The sequence below is a fragment of the Seongchinamella unica genome (genome assembly GCF_004354085.1).
GTDB classification, from domain to species: domain Bacteria; phylum Pseudomonadota; class Gammaproteobacteria; order Pseudomonadales; family Halieaceae; genus Halioglobus; species Halioglobus unicus.
The window spans coordinates 138,180-156,133 of sequence record NZ_SMSE01000002.1; the positions used below are offsets into that span (position 1 = coordinate 138,180).

At 60.2% G+C, this 17,954-nt stretch carries 17 protein-coding genes; 6 read left to right on the forward strand and 11 right to left on the reverse strand.

Annotated features, from left to right (window positions below; translation table 11 throughout):
* The first annotated feature begins 218 nt into the window (after positions 1–218).
* On the forward strand, positions 219–1,145 hold the full coding sequence (gene surE, locus E2F43_RS07740; RefSeq protein WP_133211385.1) for a 5'/3'-nucleotidase SurE: 927 nt from the start codon (positions 219–221) through the stop codon (positions 1,143–1,145).
* Here surE and E2F43_RS07745 read toward each other — a convergent pair.
* The 5 genes from E2F43_RS07745 to E2F43_RS07765 are packed head-to-tail and all read right to left on the reverse strand — an operon-like array spanning position 1,114 to position 7,078.
* Positions 1,114–2,265, reverse strand: coding sequence for a helix-turn-helix domain-containing protein (locus tag E2F43_RS07745; protein WP_133211387.1), 1,152 nt, complete (start codon positions 2,263–2,265; stop codon positions 1,114–1,116). The genes surE and E2F43_RS07745 overlap by 32 nt on opposite strands.
* Before the next feature lie 36 nt (positions 2,266–2,301).
* Positions 2,302–3,084 carry an SDR family NAD(P)-dependent oxidoreductase gene (locus E2F43_RS07750; RefSeq protein ID WP_133211389.1) on the reverse strand — a complete coding sequence of 261 codons (783 nt, stop codon included), beginning with the start codon at positions 3,082–3,084 and terminating at the stop codon, positions 2,302–2,304.
* A gap of 9 nt (positions 3,085–3,093) precedes the next feature.
* Complete coding sequence (locus E2F43_RS07755) at positions 3,094–5,022, reverse strand: flavin-containing monooxygenase (protein WP_238946800.1); 1,929 nt, start codon at positions 5,020–5,022, stop codon at positions 3,094–3,096.
* 19 nt (positions 5,023–5,041) lie between these two features.
* Positions 5,042–5,890, reverse strand: a complete 849-nt coding sequence (locus E2F43_RS07760) for an SDR family NAD(P)-dependent oxidoreductase (RefSeq protein ID WP_133211391.1) — start codon at positions 5,888–5,890, stop codon at positions 5,042–5,044.
* 12 nt (positions 5,891–5,902) lie between these two features.
* Positions 5,903–7,078 (reverse strand): acyl-CoA dehydrogenase family protein, encoded by a 1,176-nt coding sequence (locus E2F43_RS07765; RefSeq protein ID WP_238946801.1) that lies wholly within the window; start codon positions 7,076–7,078, stop codon positions 5,903–5,905.
* 191 nt (positions 7,079–7,269) lie between these two features.
* Between E2F43_RS07765 and E2F43_RS07770 the strand changes: the two genes are divergently transcribed.
* Together E2F43_RS07770 and E2F43_RS07775 are read left to right on the forward strand one after the other, a co-directional pair.
* Entirely contained in the window at positions 7,270–8,346 is a 1,077-nt protein-coding gene (locus E2F43_RS07770; RefSeq protein ID WP_133211393.1) for an SMP-30/gluconolactonase/LRE family protein, read from the forward strand.
* A gap of 65 nt (positions 8,347–8,411) precedes the next feature.
* Positions 8,412–9,182 (forward strand): substrate-binding periplasmic protein, encoded by a 771-nt coding sequence (locus tag E2F43_RS07775; RefSeq protein ID WP_133211395.1) that lies wholly within the window; start codon positions 8,412–8,414, stop codon positions 9,180–9,182.
* A gap of 75 nt (positions 9,183–9,257) precedes the next feature.
* Here the strand turns inward: E2F43_RS07775 and egtD are convergent, their stop codons facing one another.
* The 3 genes from egtD to E2F43_RS07790 all read right to left on the reverse strand — a co-directional run bounded on the left by egtD (position 9,258) and on the right by E2F43_RS07790 (position 12,331).
* A complete protein-coding gene (gene egtD, locus E2F43_RS07780) occupies positions 9,258–10,253 on the reverse strand; it encodes an L-histidine N(alpha)-methyltransferase (protein ID WP_133211397.1) in 996 nt (331 codons plus the stop codon).
* A gap of 3 nt (positions 10,254–10,256) precedes the next feature.
* Positions 10,257–11,504, reverse strand: coding sequence for an ergothioneine biosynthesis protein EgtB (gene egtB / locus E2F43_RS07785; RefSeq protein ID WP_133211399.1), 1,248 nt, complete (start codon positions 11,502–11,504; stop codon positions 10,257–10,259).
* A 152-nt stretch (positions 11,505–11,656) separates the two neighbouring features.
* Complete coding sequence (locus tag E2F43_RS07790) at positions 11,657–12,331, reverse strand: SDR family NAD(P)-dependent oxidoreductase (RefSeq protein WP_238946802.1); 675 nt, start codon at positions 12,329–12,331, stop codon at positions 11,657–11,659.
* Positions 12,332–12,466: 135 nt separating this feature from the next.
* Here E2F43_RS07790 and E2F43_RS07795 point away from each other — a divergent pair, with 135 nt between their 5' ends.
* From E2F43_RS07795 to E2F43_RS07805, 3 genes are all read left to right on the forward strand, one after another.
* Positions 12,467–13,648 (forward strand): thiolase family protein, encoded by a 1,182-nt coding sequence (locus E2F43_RS07795; RefSeq protein ID WP_238946880.1) that lies wholly within the window; start codon positions 12,467–12,469, stop codon positions 13,646–13,648.
* Between the two features lie 8 nt (positions 13,649–13,656).
* The gene (locus E2F43_RS07800; RefSeq protein ID WP_133211403.1) at positions 13,657–14,826 is read left to right on the forward strand and encodes an acyl-CoA dehydrogenase family protein; all 1,170 of its coding nucleotides are present in this window, start codon (positions 13,657–13,659) and stop codon (positions 14,824–14,826) included.
* A gap of 110 nt (positions 14,827–14,936) precedes the next feature.
* Positions 14,937–15,632 (forward strand): TetR/AcrR family transcriptional regulator, encoded by a 696-nt coding sequence (locus E2F43_RS07805; RefSeq protein WP_165954232.1) that lies wholly within the window; start codon positions 14,937–14,939, stop codon positions 15,630–15,632.
* Between the two features lie 114 nt (positions 15,633–15,746).
* On the opposite strand, the gene E2F43_RS07810 is transcribed toward E2F43_RS07805, so the two are convergent.
* From E2F43_RS07810 to E2F43_RS07820, 3 genes are read right to left on the reverse strand one after another with little or no spacing between them, the layout of a single operon-like run.
* Positions 15,747–16,169, reverse strand: a complete 423-nt coding sequence (locus E2F43_RS07810; RefSeq protein ID WP_133211407.1) for a GFA family protein — start codon at positions 16,167–16,169, stop codon at positions 15,747–15,749.
* 22 nt (positions 16,170–16,191) lie between these two features.
* Complete coding sequence (locus tag E2F43_RS07815; RefSeq protein WP_133211409.1) at positions 16,192–16,995, reverse strand: methyltransferase family protein; 804 nt, start codon at positions 16,993–16,995, stop codon at positions 16,192–16,194.
* A gap of 19 nt (positions 16,996–17,014) precedes the next feature.
* Positions 17,015–17,857 carry an alpha/beta fold hydrolase gene (locus tag E2F43_RS07820; RefSeq protein ID WP_133211411.1) on the reverse strand — a complete coding sequence of 281 codons (843 nt, stop codon included), beginning with the start codon at positions 17,855–17,857 and terminating at the stop codon, positions 17,015–17,017.
* Positions 17,858–17,954 lie beyond the last annotated feature (97 nt).

Consider the following 17,954-nt stretch of genomic DNA (forward strand, 5'->3'; position numbering starts at 1 on the left):
GGGTGCCGGCTGTATGACCGGCAGGACGTCGCATCTGGTTCGATCGCCGTGCGGTATGTATTTGCATACCGGAATTGCCACCGACGCCGGCAGTTTTCAGGTTTTTTGTCCCATTTTTGAAAGTGGGAGGCGTTTGTCACCGGGTTTTGCCATGATTCATTCAGCTCTCGCAAGGAGGGCCTGTATAAAAAACCAATAATTGCCAACGGAGAACCACAGTGAACTTGAAATCGATGCTTTTCGGGGCCGGTATGCTCGCCGCTTCAGCCTCAGCCTCCGCCCTGAATATCGCCCTGACCAATGACGATGGCTGGTCGACCCCGGGTATCCAGGCCCTTTACGAGGCGCTGACCGATGCCGGCCATACGGTGGTGCTGGCGGCTCCCCTCGATGGCCAGAGTGGCAGTGGCACCGCGTTCAACATCAGCGGCCTGGAGATCACCCGCCAGGCTGAACAACAGTACTCCGTGGCCCTGGAGGGCGGGACAGAGGGCGCCGAACCGGCCACCTCGGGCGCTATCGGCCTCACCATCCTCGAGCAGTTGACGGGTCAAACCCCGGACCTGTTGGTGTCGGGTATCAACGACGGGGCCAATCTCTCTGCCGCCACTTATACGTCAGGAACAGTGGGTGCCGCGCTCCACGCCGCAGGGCTGGTGATTGGGGGTGAGTCTATAACCGCCATCGCCATCAGCACTGACGAGCGCTGCGCGGAAGATGCCGCCATGACCGACGAGTGCCGGGAAGTGGCCCAGTTCCTGGTCGATTACATCGATCACCTGGAACAGCGTCCGGCCTTCCAGCGCGGTGCCTCCACCCTGATTCCCAACGGACGCGCGCTCAACATCAATTTCCCCCCGGTAGAGCCGCTGGGCGTTAGAATCGCGACCCAGGGCAAGCTTCCCCTGCTGGCGGGGTCCCTGCGCAGTATCGAACTGGGCTGCGGGGGCTGTACCGAGCTGGAGATCGGTGAATCTGCTGACGGTGGAATCAGCGGCACCACGTCCTTCGAGGGTGGCGACGACGTCAGGAATGCCGACCAGGCCCTGTTTGCCGAGGGCTATATCACTGTGGTGGTGATCCAGCCTAACCTGAGCGCCAGGGCGCAAGGCCTCAAGGGCTATCTGCGCCAGTATCGCTACTGAGTTCTGCCTGTTCCGCCTGACGCCTGAATTCTGTAGGCGTCAGGCCCGTCACTTTCCTGAACTGGCGATAAAACGCCGACTGGGAATTGAATCCGGATTCCTGGGCGATGTCTGCCATGCTGCCGGAACTGGACAGCAGGAGCTCCTTGGCGCGCTTTACCCTGAAGCTGCTCACGTAGTCGAAGAAGTTTTTCCCGGAACAGCGGTTGATGACCTGACTTAGCTCGGGGGCGGGCAGGCGGAGATCTTCCGCCAGGTCTGCAATTCTCAATTCGTGCTGCAGATAGGGCTTTTGCCTCACCATGTAGGCCTCCAGTTGCTGCCAGCGTGCCTGTTTGTCGGCGCTGTCATCTTCGCTGGAAGCGGTCGCGGTGTCTTTCCGGCTGCCTGCCCCCTCCCGGTGCCCGGCAAAGACATCGGGCTGGGCGAGGCCGAAGAAAGCGATCAGGTAATACAGCGCGATCACGGTAAGTGATGAATAAATGCTGCGCGGCCACAATTCCATGCCGGGCAACAGCCGAATCAGCGCAACCAGCAGACCGGTAAGTGCCATCAGCAGGCACAGGGCAACCAGCAGCTTCAGCCAGCGCAGGGTGACCGACTCCTCGAATGAAAATTCGTCTGCCAGCCGTTGACCGTAAGCCAGCACCTTCGCCAGGCTGGCGGTGAGATAAATGACCGAGACGGCATAGACAAACAGGCCAGTCAGGGCCAGCGGGCCGGGGGGCCAGCCACTGCGGGCCTGTTCCAGGCCGTTGCTGCTCAGGTCGGCGCCGTTAGCGGACACCAGGGGGAGGGCGATGATGGGTAGCAGCGGCCACAGGTGCAGCAGGTGTACCGGCCGCAGGTGAAAATCTGCCTGTGTCATCACGCTGACATAGCCGTACAGCAGCGGGCTGCTGAGTACATAGGCGAAACCGAGCAGCGATAACCCGGGCATTTGCTGCAGCAAACCGGTATGGAGTGCCAGAATCAGCACCAGGTAACACAGATTGCAGGCCAGCGCAGCGGCCAGCAGGCTGTTTGCCTGCCGGTTGCCATCCTTACGCAATAATAATCCGGCCATCACAATAAGGCCCAGCAGTATGCCGGTGCCCGCCACAAATTCACTGACGCCCATTCAGTTACCGATAGAGTGTGTCAATATCGGTCCAGTTTAAACCAGTCCCAGCAGTTCCACGATGCCATGGCTGTGTCCGGCGGTGTAACCACCGTCTACCACCAGGGTCTGGCCGGTCATGTAGGAGGCATCATCGGAAGCCAGGAACAGGGCGGCGCCGGCGATCTCCTCGGGCTTGCCAAAGCGCCCGAGTTTGATCTGTTTGCCGATATCCGCCCTGAAGTCGGGCATGGACGCCATCACGTCTTCTAACAGCGGGGTTTCAATAAACCCGGGACAAATGGCATTGCAGCGAATGCCGAGGCGGCCATAGTCTATGGCGACATTCTTGCTCAGTAACACCACGCCGCCCTTGGAGGCGTTGTAGGCGCTGCCGCCTTCTGTGCCATTGATGCCTTCGACACTGGCCACGGTGATGATACTGCCGCTGCGCTGGCTCATCATCTGCTCGATCACAGCCTTGATGGCGAGGAAGGTGCCCTTGAGGTTGATGTCGACCACCCGGTCCCAGACGGCCTCGTCGACCATATTGACCGGGCCGCCATCACCCACGCCGGCGGCAGTGATCAGGATATCGATGGCGCCGAATCGATCTGCTGTGTCATCCGCAATTCGCTTGAGTGCCGCGCCGTCAGTCACATCCACCTGGTGCAGCGCGCTGCCGCGATTGCCTGCCACCTGCCGGTGCCAGTCCGCAGCCGGCTGCAGATCTACACCAATCACCGTGGCGCCCTCGTCGGCGTAGCGCCTTGCACAGGCCAGGCCAATGCCGGAAGCGGCGCCGGTGATCAGGGCGATGCGGTTTTCCAGTCTGCTCATGGTGTCTCCTCAGCTGAGTCGGTAGTCGCTGGCCTCCACCTGCTTGGTCCAGCGCCACATGTCGATGATTTTCCACGGCCATAACAGGGTAACCTTGCCCTGCGCGTTCTGGTAAAAGCTGTGTACACGGGGGTGCTCCCAGATCAGCCTGGCGTGCTGCTCCCGGAATCGTTGTTGGTAGGCGGCGAGGGTCTCATCCCGGCACTCCAGTGTTTTCTCGCCCGACTGCAGTAGCAACTTGAGACACTCCATGGTGTAACGCACCTGGCATTCGCCGTTGAACACCAGACTGCCGCCGAAGGCGAGATTGGTGCCGGGGCCAAACATGCAGTAGAAATTGGGAAATCCCGGTATCGTAATTCCCAGGTAGGCGGCCGGTTCGGTGGCCCAGGTCGTGGACAGTAATCGACCTTCGCGGCCGCGGATTTCCATCGGCCATAGAAAGCGGTCGGTTCGGAAGCCGGTTGCATAGATGATAACGTCGGCTGCAACCTCGCTGCCATCGTCGGCGATGACACCGCTGGCCGTCACTGCCGTGATGCCCTGGGTCTGCAGGTCCACATTGTCCCTTTTCAGTGCCCCCAGCCAGCTGCCGTTGTCCTGCAGCGTCCGCCGTCCCATGGGCGGGTAATCTGGTATCACTTTCTGCAGCAGGTCGGGGTCATCACCCACCTGGCCACGGATATAGTCACTGAACATCTGGTAGACGAAGTCATTCATTTCGTTGACCGAGCGCTCCTGGTGGGGCCAGTCGGGGTCGACGATAATGGTTTCGTAGGCGCCGTCGCAGGCGCACCAGAACAGCAGGAAGCGAAACCAGCGGGTGTAAAAGGGGAGGTGCTGCAGACACCACTTTTTGCCGGCGGGGACTTCCTCGTGGTAAACCGGGTTTTCGAACATCCACGGCGGGGTCCGCTGGAAAACGGTCAGCTGAGCGGTTTCGGCGGCGATCGCTGGCACGATCTGAAACGCGCTGGCACCGGCACCCACCACGACCACTCGCTTGCCGTGACAGTCGATGGATTCGTCCCAGTCAGCAGAGTGGCACCACTGGCCCTGGAAGGAATCAACTCCGGGAATATCGGGCAACCTGGGGCGGTTCAGCTGACCGACAGCGCTGATGACCGAGTTGACCTCGTGGCACTCTTCGGCGCCGGCGCCGTCACGAGTGGTGACCCGCCAAAGGCCGCTTTGCTCATCATAGCTTGCACGGGTGACTTCCGTGTTCAGGCGTATGTTGTCGAGCAACTGGTAATTGGTCGCTACATCTTCGAAGTATTTCTGCAGTTCCGGCTGTTGCGCAAAATACTGGGACCAATGGTGCGCCGGTTCAAAGGAATAACTGTAGAGGTGGTTGCTGACGTCGACCCGGGCGCCGGGGTAGCGGTTTTCAAACCAGGTGCCTCCCACGGAGGCATTTTTCTCGATCAACACATAGGGAATGCCGGCCTCCTGCAGCCGTATTGCCGCCAGCAACCCGGACATGCCGCCGCCAATAATGAGCACTTCGTGGGCCTCGCGGCGGGCCACCGGCACCTCGGGCCCCCAGGCGTCGGTTCGCTGGTCGACCCCGTCCAGTTCCATTTCCTCCAGCATCATCGGCAAATACTCCGGCGGCACTTCCTGCGCTACCAGGAAGTTCATCATCCTGTGAATCGTGGCTGTGTCCGGCTGGGCTGGCAGCTGGCAACCGCCATCGCGAAATTTGCAGATCACCTCCAATGCTTGTGCGCGGATGGCGGCCTTATCCTGCTCGGACATATAGCCCTGGTATTCGTTGATATACGCTCCGCCGGGGCGTATGTCGCCATCCAGCAGGCTGGCGTCGCCGCTCATGTGTATCATGCTCATCATCAGCGTGGGAATACTGGCGTCGGCCAGCGCCGCTTCAATGAGTTGGTCATCCCTGGGGATATGAAAATGTGGTTGCTCAGTCACAGTGGACTCCTGCCCGGATTTACAGAGGAGGTGCGAAAGTCGGGTTACGCCCTTCGCGGATATCGTCGAGCCTCAGGTTGGCGGACTCACGCCAGGCCTCCTCCGAGAGAATGTAAAACTGCTCGTTGCGAATCGCCTGCAACACGCGCTGGGCCATGATTTCCGGCCCAAGACCCCCGGCGACCGAAGCGGCCAGACTTTCCATTACCAGGTCACGGGCATCGGAGCTGACGACATCGCCGGCATCACTGTAGCGCCGGGGTCGATTGCGCTCTGCCCGGGCGATGCCCGTATTGATGGCTTCCGGACAAAGGACCGACAGCTTGACCTGTGGTGAGTGAAATGCCAGCTCGTGGTAGAGGGATTCGCTCAGCGCCAGCACGGCGTGTTTACTCATGTGGTAAATACCGGAGTAGGGCATGGCGGTGAGCGCCGCCATCGATGCAGTGTTGACCATGTGGCACTCACAGTTCTGGGCCTGCATGACAGGCAGGAAGCTGCGGATACCGTGGATAACGCCCCAGAGATTGACGTCCAGCACCCAGCGATAATCTGCCAGGCTTTCTTCCCATAGCAGTCCGCCGGTGAATACCCCGGCATTGTTGCAGGCCACGTGAATCGCACCGAATTGGGCAACGGCCCTGTCAGCCAGGGCCTGCACTGCCTCGGCCTCGGCTACATCAGTGACCACGCCAATGCAGTTTGCGCCCTGTTGCTGCAAGCGGGTAACCGCCTGTTGCAGCGGCTGCGCCTCGATATCCGCCAGCACGATGTTCATCCCCTCGGCGGCAAAGGCTTCGCCCATGGCCAGGCCGATACCGCTGGCGCCGCCGGTGATAACCGCTGTTTTCCCCGGGAAATCCTGCATAAGTCAGTCTCCTCAGAGCGCCATGCTGTCATCGACAAGGCCCAGCATCAGCTTGCCTGCCTCGGTGTAAATCTTTTCGCTGATAAATGCATGCTGGGTACCGGTATACATGTCCCTGAATGAGCGCTCCAGGCGGTTGCCCTCACGAATGGCGGCAGTGCCGGCGGCGAGGTGAGCCCACTGCACGGCTTCCCTGCAGGCCTCTGTCGCATAGGTGGCAGCCAGACGCATATCCGCCCGCATTTGCGGCGTAAGTTCGGCCCCCCCTGCGACTGCCGATTCACACTCGGTAAACGTGTCCACCATCAGTCGATGGGCCGCCCGCCACAGACCCTCGTGGTGGGCGAGGTCGCGCTGGAAGGTCGGCTTGTGCGCGATAGAACTTTCCTCGCCCATGCGGACTTTCTCCCTGGCCAGGATAACCACCTCGTCGATGGCACCGCGGGCCACACCCAGCGCCCAGGCCCCGTGTCCGCAGGCGGTAAGTGGCATGAGTCCGAAGCGGTAGGTGATACCACCACGGCGCGGTTCCCGGGTAAACAGGGGGTATACCCGGTGCAGCGGTACAAAGACCTCTTCCAGTTCGTAGTTGTAGCTGCCTGTACCCTTGAGTCCCTGCACGTGCCAGCCGTCGGTAAACCTGACCTCCTCACGGGGGACGACGGCTACCAGCATCTTCGGCATGCCGTCTTCATCCAACTGCATGTCCTCGCCTGCCATTGGCAGGAAGCCGGCGCATACATATTGGGAATGCCCGGTTCCGCTGCCGAACTGCCAGGCCCCGGAGAGCCGGTAGCCGCCTTCGACCACAGAGCCTGTGCCATTGGGAAAGAACTGACCACCCATGGTCACCCGGTTGTCGTTGCGGCTGAACACCTCCTCAAAGCCCTCGTCGGGCAAGTAAGCGGCGGCAAAACAGGCGGAGGGCAGGTTGGCAATGCCTATCCAGCCAAGGGAGCCATCCTGCCTGGCCATTTCCATCCAGGTGGCGATCAACTCTTCAAAACCAGGCTCGCGCCCGCCTGCGGCTTTGGGGTTCATGAATTGCATCAGGCCGCTTTGCCAGAGCGCGTCAACCAGCGGCTGGCTCAGGGTCCGGCCCTGCTCGGAGGGGGTCGCCTCTCGCAGTGCAATGGTCTCGATGCTGCGGGCCATCATGGGTCCGCTGCCCTGGGTCATGTCGTTCATTATTGTTCTCCGGCGCCGGTACAAGCTGACACAGTATGCGCCTGTTACGGCGATTCCGAATCGGTGGCAGCCACTTGGCCAGGTTAAGCGGGTACAGGTTTAAGAATTTGAGCCAGGCCTTTGCCCCGAGACAAGGTTTTGCCGGTGGTGGCATACTGCTCTCTCCTGAGCCGATAATCGACGGAACCGGTATGTTGAAACAGATTATCCCCCTCGCACTGATGGCACTGCTCTCCGCCTGTGTTGATGACGAGATGCAGATTAGCGGTTGCGAGCCGATGGGAGACATTGTTCCCATTTGCGGTATGCAGACACCGGAAGATATCGCCGCGCTGCCGGACGGGCGCCATCTGCTGTTGGCCAATTTCGGCGGCATGCATGACGGTACCGGCAGTCTGTCCCTGTTTGACACTGACAGCGGCCAACTCACGCCGCTGTTTCCACCGCGCAGTGGACCAGTCGATACCGGGGATCCGCTGTGGGGAGAAGCCGATTGTGAGCCCCCGCCCCTGGCCCGGTTCAGTCCCCACGGCACCCATTTGCATCAGCTTGCGGACGGGCGCTGGCGTTATCTGGTGGTCAATCACGGTGGCCGCGAGACCATTGAAATGTTTGAGCTGCTGGGCGTGGGCGCGCAGAGCCGGTTGGCCTGGCGCGGCTGTGTGCCGGCAGGGCCGGACACCTTTATGAACGATGTGGTCGGCCTTTCCAGTGGTGACCTGGTCTTCACCCGGATGTTTCACGATGGCGGTCGCCTGGAGCAATTGTTGAGCCTGCTGGGGCGTAATACCGGAGACCTCTGGCGCTGGAGCCGGGAGACCGGCTTGCGGGTGATTCCCGGCACCGAGGCCAATCAGCCCAACGGTATCGAAATCTCCGCTGATGAACAGTACGTATTTGCCAACATGTATTTCACCGGCGAGGTATGGAAGGTCGATGTGGATACCGCCGAGGTGATCGCGACCGCACCGGTTGCCAGCGGCGATAACAGTGCCTGGGGTTCGGACGGCCGGCTGTGGGTCGTTACCCACAGCGACAGCCTGCCCAACCTGCTGTCCTGTTTTGAGCACCAGGCGCAACCCTGCGGTGCGGGGTTTGAAGTGGTGGCGGTGGATCCGGAAACCATGGCCCATGAGCCGGTGTTCTCCCATCGCGGTGCCCCGATGGGGGCGGCCACCATCGCGGTGCCGCAGAATGGCCGGGTTTACCTGGGCTCTTTTGTCGGTGACAGGATGATTTCTGTCCCGGATTTCGGCCTGGCCAGATAGTCGTAGATATTCATTTCGTGCCGGTTTATGCTGCCCTCGCATACGCGTTTAAACAAGGTGATTTCATGTTTCGATTTGTAGCATTGCTGGTCGCCGGGCTGGCCTTTTTCAGCCTCGGTGCCCAGGCCCAGCAGCCCCTGAAGCTAATGGCCAATACCTCGCCGCCCTATGCGGATGCCCGCTTGCCGCAACGCGGCCTGGCGCTGGAACTGGTCGAGCATGTGTTCTCCTCAACGTCGGTGAAACCAGAGATTTCAATAGAGAACTGGTCGCGTGCAGTGGAGGGGGCGAAGCTCGGTGTTTACAAGAGGCTCGCCGCCGTCTGGTATTCGGAGGAACGTGCCCAGGACCTGTTATTCAGCGAACCCTACCTGAGCAGCAAGCTGATCATCCTCAAACGGCGCAACGAACCACGCAACTTCACCGACCTGCGCCAGCTGTCCGGCGCCCGCCTGGGGGTGAGAACCGATTACGCCTACGGGGTAGACCTGGCGGCGATTCCCCGGCTGACCCTGGTGGAGGAAAACCACCTGATCCAGAACCTGCTCAACCTGCTCAGCGGCAAGGTGGACTTTGTGATCGGTGACAGGCGCACCATCATCTACCAGTTGAACGAGTACCTGAAAGACAGGCTGAACCAGTTCTCGGTGACCGGCATCCAGCTGCAGCCGGTGGCGCGCCACGTGGCCATCAGCCGCAGCCTGGCGGGGCATGAAGATATCATTGCCGAGTTCAATGCCGCCCTGGCCAGGGCTGAGTCAGACGGCAGCCACCAGGCCATTATTGACAAGTGGGACCAGCGCTACGTCGGGGTACAGCCGGCAAGCCGGAACTGACGATTGGGCCAGCGCCCTCGTGGCGGGCTGTTAGCGTCCGCCGCAGCCGCGCCAGTGGATTGTTTGGCGGCGAGGTCAGGCAGCTGAAAGGTAGTGGACACTGAACAGCCGATCAGGGTCCAGCCAGCTCTGGCGCAGGGCCAGCCCGGCAAGACCCGCGAGGGCTGCGAACCCTTCTATCGTGTATTTGTAGGAGTTCTCTGTGTGGATGGTCTCACCGGCACTGAGTTCGATGTAACTGCCATTGCAGCGCACCCGCTGGTCTTTCTTACTCACCAGGTGCATTTCAATACGCTGGACCTTTACGTTGTAGAACGCGCAATGGCTGAAATTGTTGCGGTCGAACGCTGCATCCAGTTCCCGGTTCAGTCGCGTTAACAGGTTGAGGTTAAAATCCGCCGTGACCCCGCTGGTATCATTGTAGGCTGAGTTCAATCGCTCTCGGGACTTGTGCAGGTCTACCCCGACCACTATGCCACCGTCTTCGCCGATGACCCGGCGCACCCGTTGCAGGAAGTTTCTCGCATCCTCCGGCGTCAGGTTGCCAATGGTGGAGCCGGGGTAGAACACCACCCGTTTCCCCGGTGGCAGGTGTTTGAGGAAAGACCAGTCACAGTTGAAGTCGGCACAGATCGCCCTGATCGGTAACCAGGGATAATCGGTACCGAGCTGCAGGGCGGTTTCCCGCAGGAACTCCGCGGAGATATCCAGGGGTACATACGCAGCAGGTCGCAGCGCCTCCAGCAATAACCGGATTTTCTCGCAGCTACCACTGCCTGGCTCGATGAGCACGCAGTCAGTACCGCAGTGAGCACTGATGTCATCCCGGTGTTCTTCGAGAATGGCCACCTCGGTGCGGGTGGGGTAGTACTCGGGCAGGCGGGTGATCTCCTCGAATAACTGCGAGCCGCGCTCGTCATAAAACCACTTTGGACTGATGCGCTTTTGCGCTTGTAGCAGGCCCTCCAATAATTCCTTTCTGCCATCTCCCGCACTGGGATGGGCGTTGTAGAAATGGACATTGGCGGGATCACCTTGCGGTGAGGACCTGCCCTGGCGGCTAATGGTCATGGATTATCCCGTTGACAGTGACTTTGCCAGGCGGATGCCGCTGAACTGCCAGCGATCCGGTGGGTAGAAGAAATTGCGATAACTGGGTCGCACATGATCTGCCGCAGATACGCACGAACCGCCGCGCAGTACCCATTGGTTACTCATGAATTTGCCGTTGTACTCCCCGATCGCATCGGAACTCGGGTTGAAACCTGGATAGGGACTGTAGGCGCTCTGGGTCCATTGCCAGCAGTGTCCGTAGAGTTGTTGCATGCCACGGTCGCCAGTGGCTGGCGGAGGATGCAGGTGACCGTCGTCGATACCCTCGCTCGCACCGGGCTCGAAGCTGGCTGCCAGTTCCCATTCCTGTTCGGTAGGTAATCGAGCGCCGGCCCAGCGGGCAAAGGCGTCAGCCTCGTAGCCGCTGACATGGGCGACGGGGGCCTGGGCCTCCCTCCGCTGGAGTCCATGGAGGGTGAACTCCCATCCCTCGCCGTCCACCTCGCGCCAGTAATAGGGGGCACGCCAGTGCTCCGCGCAGACCGTAGACCATCCGTCCGCCAGCCAGAACTCGGGGCGCCGGTAACCGCCATCGTCGATAAAGGCCTGGTACTCAGCGTTGGTGACAAGCCTGTTGGCAAGCTGGAATGGCTCAAGATAGGTCTTGTGGCGCGGTAGTTCATTATCGAAACAGAACCCCGGGCCCTGGTGGCCAGTCTCCACCAGGCCCCCGTTGTACTTGTGCCAGGTCACTGGCGCTGCAGTCGAGTGCCGGGGGGCGGGCGCATCCCGATACGCCGGTGCCAGAGGATTGGCCGCCAGGGAATATTTGAGGTCGGTGAAGAACAATTCCTGGTGCTGCCGTTCATGTTCTATCCCCAGGCGGATCCGTCTGCTGACTTCTGCGTGATTCGGTTCCTGCTCGAGCAGCCTGGCAATTCCTGTATCGATGAGGTCGCGGTAGTGTTTGACCTCGGTCACGGTCGGGCGAGATAACAATCCCCTCTGGTCTCGCGGATGTTGGGCGCCAATACCGTTGTAATAGGAGTTGAACAACACTTCGTAGTGAGGGTCGGGGCTCTGATAGTCCCGGAGAAAAGGCTTCAGCAGGAAGGTTTCAAAAAACCAGGTGGTATGGGCAAGGTGCCACTTGGGCGGACTGGTGAAAGGAGCTGCCTGCAGACCATAGTCCTCGGGGTAAAGAGGCTCGCAGAACGCCTCGGACCGGCGTCGAGTGTGCAGGTACAACTCCTGGATGTTGTCGGTCACGCCTGTTTCCCCGGCTGCTTACCTTCAAGCGTAGCAGCTTTTGCGGAAAATATTGTGACGGGCTACAGTCCTGTCGTGGAATGATGGCGCACTGCCAGGATTTTTCCCGAGTGGTCGTCGTATACCCCGGCCCCGGAAGGCGCCTCTTGGGGTCAGGCGCGGCCTCTCACCGGGATGAGAGCGCCGTGAATTTCGCCGGCCTGGGGCGAGGCCAGAAAGCACATCACCTCTGCCAGTCCGCTGGGTGTAACCCAGGTACTGAAATCAGCGTCGGGCATGCCCTGGCGGTTGGCCTCGGTGTCGATAATGCTCGGCAGGACCGCATTGACGTTGATGTTGTCTGCCCTGAGTTCATCGGAAAGGCTCTCGGTCAGTTTCATCACCGATCCCTTGGCACAGCAATAGGCACTCATTGAGCCCTGTCCCTGCAGCGCACCCAGCGCGCCGATGTTGACGATCGCACCGCGATCATTTTTCTGCAGCAGGGGGACGGCGGCCATGGTGGCATTGCGCAGGGTGTCGACGTTGATCTGGAACATGCGCTGCCACTGGTCGGAATCGGGGTCGAAAGCCGTGTCGCCCATGGCAAAGCCCCCCGCGATGTTGAACAATGCATCCACGCGGCCGAGTTTGGCGAAGCACTCGCGTGTGGCTGCCGGGTCCAGCAGGTCCACGCTATAATAGGCGTCCACATTGTCCAGTTGTCCCGTGTCGGCAATGTCCAGGCCTGTTACGTGGGCACCGTATTCACGGGCTTTCGCGGCCGCAGCCTGACCCAGTGAGCCCGCCGCTCCGGTAATTACAACTCGTCGCTTGTTGAGAATCATGGGGTTTTAACCTTTTGCTGGCCGCGTACGGGATAAGTGTACAACAATGGTGATTATATATAGGATTCATAGCGGGTGCCATCATCTATTCCGGGCCAGGCACTGCAGTCACTTTTTGAGGTTAACAGAATGAATATGGACGCAGATGATATCGTAATTGCCGCCGCAGCCCGCACGCCCATGGGAGGGTTCCTGGGAGCCCTGGACTCTGTGGCGGCGCCGGAACTTGGCGCTGTGGCCATCGCCGGGGCGCTGGCGCAGGCGGGCCTGGATGCCTCCGACGTTGACGAGGTGCTGATGGGTAATGTGCTGGCCGCGGGGCTGGGCCAGGCGCCCGCCCGGCAGGCCGCTCTCGGGGCCGGCCTGGGTGAAAGCGTGCCCTGCACCACCATCAGCAAGGTGTGTGGTTCCGGCATGAAAGCGGTGATGTACGCCTGCGACCAGATCCGCGCTGGCAGTGGTGAGATCATGGTTGCCGGCGGAATGGAGAGCATGTCGCGGGCTCCCCACTTGCTGGAGAAAACCCGCGCCGGACTGCGTCTGGGGCACGCCCGGATCAGGGATCACATGTTCGTCGACGGACTGGAGGACGCCTACACCGGACGGGCGATGGGCGAATTTGCCCAGGAGACCGCGGACCTGAAAGGCATTACCCGTGAGGAGATGGATGCCTTTGCCCTGGCCTCCCTGGCCCGTGCGAATGAGGCCATAGAGAACGGTTATTTCTCGGCAGAACTGGTCCCGGTGACGGTAGGCAAAGGCGACCGGGCCCGCGAGGTGAACGTGGATGAACAGCCGGGAGCCGCCAGGCCGGAAAAAATTCCGCATCTGAGGCCCGCTTTCTCGCCCGAGGGTACGATTACCGCGGCGAATTCCAGCTCGATTTCAGACGGGGCGGCGGCACTGCTGGTGACAACGGGGGCCAGGGCCCGAGCCCTGGGTGTTGACCCGCTGGCACGGGTGGCGGGTTACACCAGTCACGCCCAGGCCCCGGGCCTGTTTACCACGGCGCCGATTGCGGGGATCAACAAGCTGCTGGAAAAGACCGGCTGGCGGGTTGAGGACGTCGACCTGTTCGAGATCAACGAGGCCTTCGCCATGGTCACCATGATGGCGATTAATGACCTCGGCCTGGATCATGCCAAGGTCAATATTAACGGTGGCGCCTGTGCGTTGGGGCATCCGCTGGGCGCCTCCGGGGCGCGGATCATCGTCACCCTGCTGCACGCGCTCAAGCGACAGGGTAAAACCCGCGGGGTGGCGAGTCTTTGCATCGGTGGCGGTGAAGCGACCTCTATCGGTCTGGAGGTTTTGTAGGAAACACGATGAATTTTGATCTCACTGAAGAACAAGCGAGTGTGGCGGAAATCGCCCGGCGCTTCGCTGAGACTGAACTGGCGCCGGTTGCCGCGCGCCTGGACCTTGGGGCGGATAAGGAGGCAGACCGGGCAATTTTCCTGAAGAACCTGCAGGGGCTGGCGAATCTGGGTTTCATGGGGATGAACGTGGATGCCGAATACGGTGGCTCCGAGGTTGGGGTTGTGGCTTTCAGTGTGGCCATCACTGAAATCGCCCGGGCCTGTGCTTCAACCGCGGTCACCATGTCGGTCACCAATATGGTCGGCGAAGTTATCCAGGCGATTGGCAACCAGCAGCAGAAGCGGGATTACCTGCCACGGCTGTGCTCCGGGGAGTATCCGGCGGGCGGCTTCTGCCTGTCGGAAGCGGGCGCAGGATCCGACCCTTCAGGGATGAAAACCCGCGCCGTCAGGGACGGTGATGATTGGGTCATCGATGGCACCAAGATGTGGATCAGCAGTGCGGAATACGCCGGCGTTTTCGTGGTCTGGGCCGTCACTGATCCCGATGCACCGCGGGGCAGGGGGATCTCCTGCTTCCTGGTGGAGGGCGATACGCCAGGTATTACCGTGGCCAAAGCAGAACACAAGATGGGGCAGTGCGCATCGGCGACCAACCAGGTGATTTTCGACCAGTGCCGGGTGCCGGGAACGGCCCTCATGGGACAGCTCAACGATGGCTTCCGGATCGCGGTGGCTGAACTGGCGGGCGGCCGGATCGGCATCGGTTCGCTCGCCCTGGGTGTCGGCCTGGCAGCCATGGACTATGCGCGACAATACGCCAGTGAACGGGAACAGTTCGGGACGAGTATCGCCAGTATGCAGGGGCCACAGTGGATGATGGCGGATGCCTATACGCAACTGGAGGCGTCGCGCCTGCTGGTGCTCTTCGCTGCGTTCAACAAGGAAAACCAGCGGCCCTTTTCCAAGCAGGCCTCGATGGCCAAGTTGCACGCATCGGAGACCGCCAACCAGGTGTGCTATACCGCGATACAGTTGGCGGGGGGCATCGGCTATACCCGGGAGGTTCCGCTGGAACGCTATGCGAGGGACGCCCGGGTTACGTCGATTTACGAAGGTACCAGTGAAATCCAGCGGGTGATCATCGCGCGTGAACTGCTGGCTGAAATTGCCTAGCAGGCGCTCCCGGACGATTGCGCTCGTCCGCGCAGCGTTGGCGGCGCGGTAGCGTTTGGAACTCAACTGGCGCGAGACCAATAGCAAGACCAGGGCCAGAGGAGAACAGCGTGGCAGCGAAACAGGATAAAAATCGCCGCAAGCGGGACCCGGAAACGACCCGAACCGCGATTCTGGAGGCGGCCAAAACCGTATTGGCCCGCGACGGCGCCGAGGGTTTGAGTGTATCCACAGTGGCTAAAGTGGCCGGAGTCAATCGCGGGACTGCCTACCAGCACTTCCAGCAGAAAGAAGACCTGGTGCGAGCCACGCTTGATTGGGTGTCCCACCAACTCCTCGATGCGGTCTTTGAGGGTGGCGACCTGGACCGGGCGGTCCCGCAGGACCAGCTCAGGACGGACCGGGATCACATGGATGAGGTGATCGAGCGCATGGCGGGATTCAACCGGCGCCTGGCCGAATACGCGATAGAAAACCCGGATATTGGCCGGGTCTGGTTATACGATGTGCTGTCGCGGGAGAACCCCCAGGAAGACGTTTTTTATCGACGCTTCGAGCAGGCGGTGCAAACACTCGCCGACAGCGATGCCAGTGTCGACGATATCGACGTGGAGGTTCAGTCAGTCATGACGCTCACTGGTTACTTCATGTGGCCTGTCTGGGTACGGGCCCATGCCCGCGGCAAGCGGGCGCGCAAGGAGATGGCAGCGCGTTATGCGATGGAAATGTTGCGAAACTCCATGTACGGGGTGCTGCGGGTCGACACCCACTCTATTCTCAAGGCCTACCTGAAGAGCAATTTGTAAGCCTGCTACTGTCATCTAATCTCTCTCCGGGTAGAAAACGCCCAGGCCCGGTCAGCGCAAGCCGATTGGGAATGCCGTGGGGGCGATGGACTTGCGCCTCACTGAACCCCGAGTCTACACCGACGTATGGCTGGGCACTTGTTTCTCCAGTAAAAGCAGGTCCTCAGGGAACTGGACCCACCTGTACTTCGATTTTGTCCAGGCACTGGCCGCCGGCATCGGGATATCTGGATCGTTGAAGCACCCGGCGGCAATGCCTGTCTGGCCCTGAAAAAGATCGACCCTGAAGAACACGGTCGAGCCACAATCCGGGCAGAAGAAGGTGGTGTTGGTGTTGCCACTTTCCACCCTGAACTGATAACTCTTCGTTTCACCACTTTGCGCTACCACCTGGTTGTCAGGGAAGTACAGGATGGCTGCAAACGGCGAGCCTGTTCTTCGCTGGCAGTTAGTGCAGTTGCAGACGATTGACAGTTCAGGCTTGCCGCTTACGGTGATGCTTACCTTGCCGCACAGGCACTTTGCTTGCTGTTTCATGGCTATCTCCACTGGCTGATAATCAGTTGGCTTTCGCTTTATCGCGCCCTGGCATAGGGGCGCTTCCAAGCAGCGATTTGAAGGGGAACAACTTTGAAACCGAGTTCCGATAGTCAAGATACTGCTGGCCGAAGTGGCGTATCAGGTCGCGCTCTTCGAAGTAGATACCGATAAACACGTAGGCAGTCCAGACCAGGGCCAACACCAGGTGACCCACTGTCATCTGCGGGGTGGACCACATGACCAGCAGAATACCCACATACATGGGGTGTCGAGAATACTTGTACAGCGAGGGCGTCTCGAAGCTGTCCGGGGCAAGCTCCTTTCCGGCAAAGGCGTGCCAGGCTTGAGACAGTCCAAACAGGCGCCAGTGGCTGATCATAAAGGTCGACCACAGCACCAGTCCCGCGCCCAGCAGGAAAATCAGCGTCAGGCTCACAGCCAGCCAGCCCTCAGTCGCCCAGATTACCGATGATTGCGGCTGCCACGCCAGGAACATCCACGCCAGGAGCGCGCAGGTGAATAAAACATAGGTACTGCGCTCGGCACTCTCGGGAATAAACCTCGTGACCACACGCTTGACGCCAGCGCGAGCCATAATGCTGTGCTGGAAGGAAAACACGAGCAGCAAAACAATGTTACCCAGCCATGCGGGAATCGCGGGCAGGGCGAAATAGACAGACCCGGAGTCAACGGTCTTGGCCGTCGATAGAACGGGAATCCATTCTGCTAAAAAACCAGCGCCGAGAAACAGCACCAGGTAATTGAACACCGCCAGAAAGAAAAGATAGGTGATAACGCTGTAGCCAAGTTTGATAAATTTCATGGTGATCTCCGTCGCGGACTTATCCGTTAATAACAAGTTGTTGTGCACGCTCAAAGTCGCTGCCTGCTTCGATGAACCCGATGTGTTCCACAATGGTGGAGTGAACCTGCTCAGGGTGAGTTGAGGGCCCCAGATGTCCCATATCCCTGAGAGTTTGGGTGCTGGCCTGTGGGTATTGTTGGGCGAGAAGTTCCGCCATCCGAATGGCCTGCCGATTGGCCCTGGCCCCAAGCAGAAGCCTGACCGGCCCATTGAACTCAAGCTGTGAAAACGTGTTTGGCGATGTGTTGTGATACGCCTCCAGGAAGTCCTGGTACACAATGGGTGCAAGTCGGGAGAGTTTGCGCTGAATCTCCTCGGGAAGCGTTTGCCAGGTGCCGGGTTCGGCCCAGAAATTGACAAAGGTTTCCATGCCAACGCCCGCTGAGGCTCCCTGCAAAACTTCAGAAACTGCCAGCAGGTCTCCAACTAACTCCAGGTCGTGCATTTGGCCACTGTCCCTGAGCAAAGCCGGTATGACGGGTTCGTAAAAAGTCAGGCTCCTGACCTGTCCGGGCACCGTTTTTACGATCTGCAATGCAACCGATGCCCCGAAAGAGTGGGCGATTAGGTGAACAGGCCTATCCAGCCGGGTCATCGCCTTGACAACCGGTGCGGCACGGGTCTGCAGCGTCGCTGCACGATTCAGGCAGCGCCGGTCCTGTGCCCCGTATCCCCTGAGATCGGGGGCGAGAATAGTGCGCCCCGGCGAAAAGGCGTTAACCAGTGGAGCCCATAAGGCGCCACTGCTGGCTGACCCGTGAATCGCCACGATGGGGCGCGATTCACGGTCTCTCGCGTCGGATTGTCGATGTTGATGCATTAATTTCTCCTCAATTTACCTGGCCGCTCTCCTGGCGTTTGCCTGTAACGTGGGAAAATGAGCCCTCGGGACGGGCCTATTTACCCAAATTTGGAAG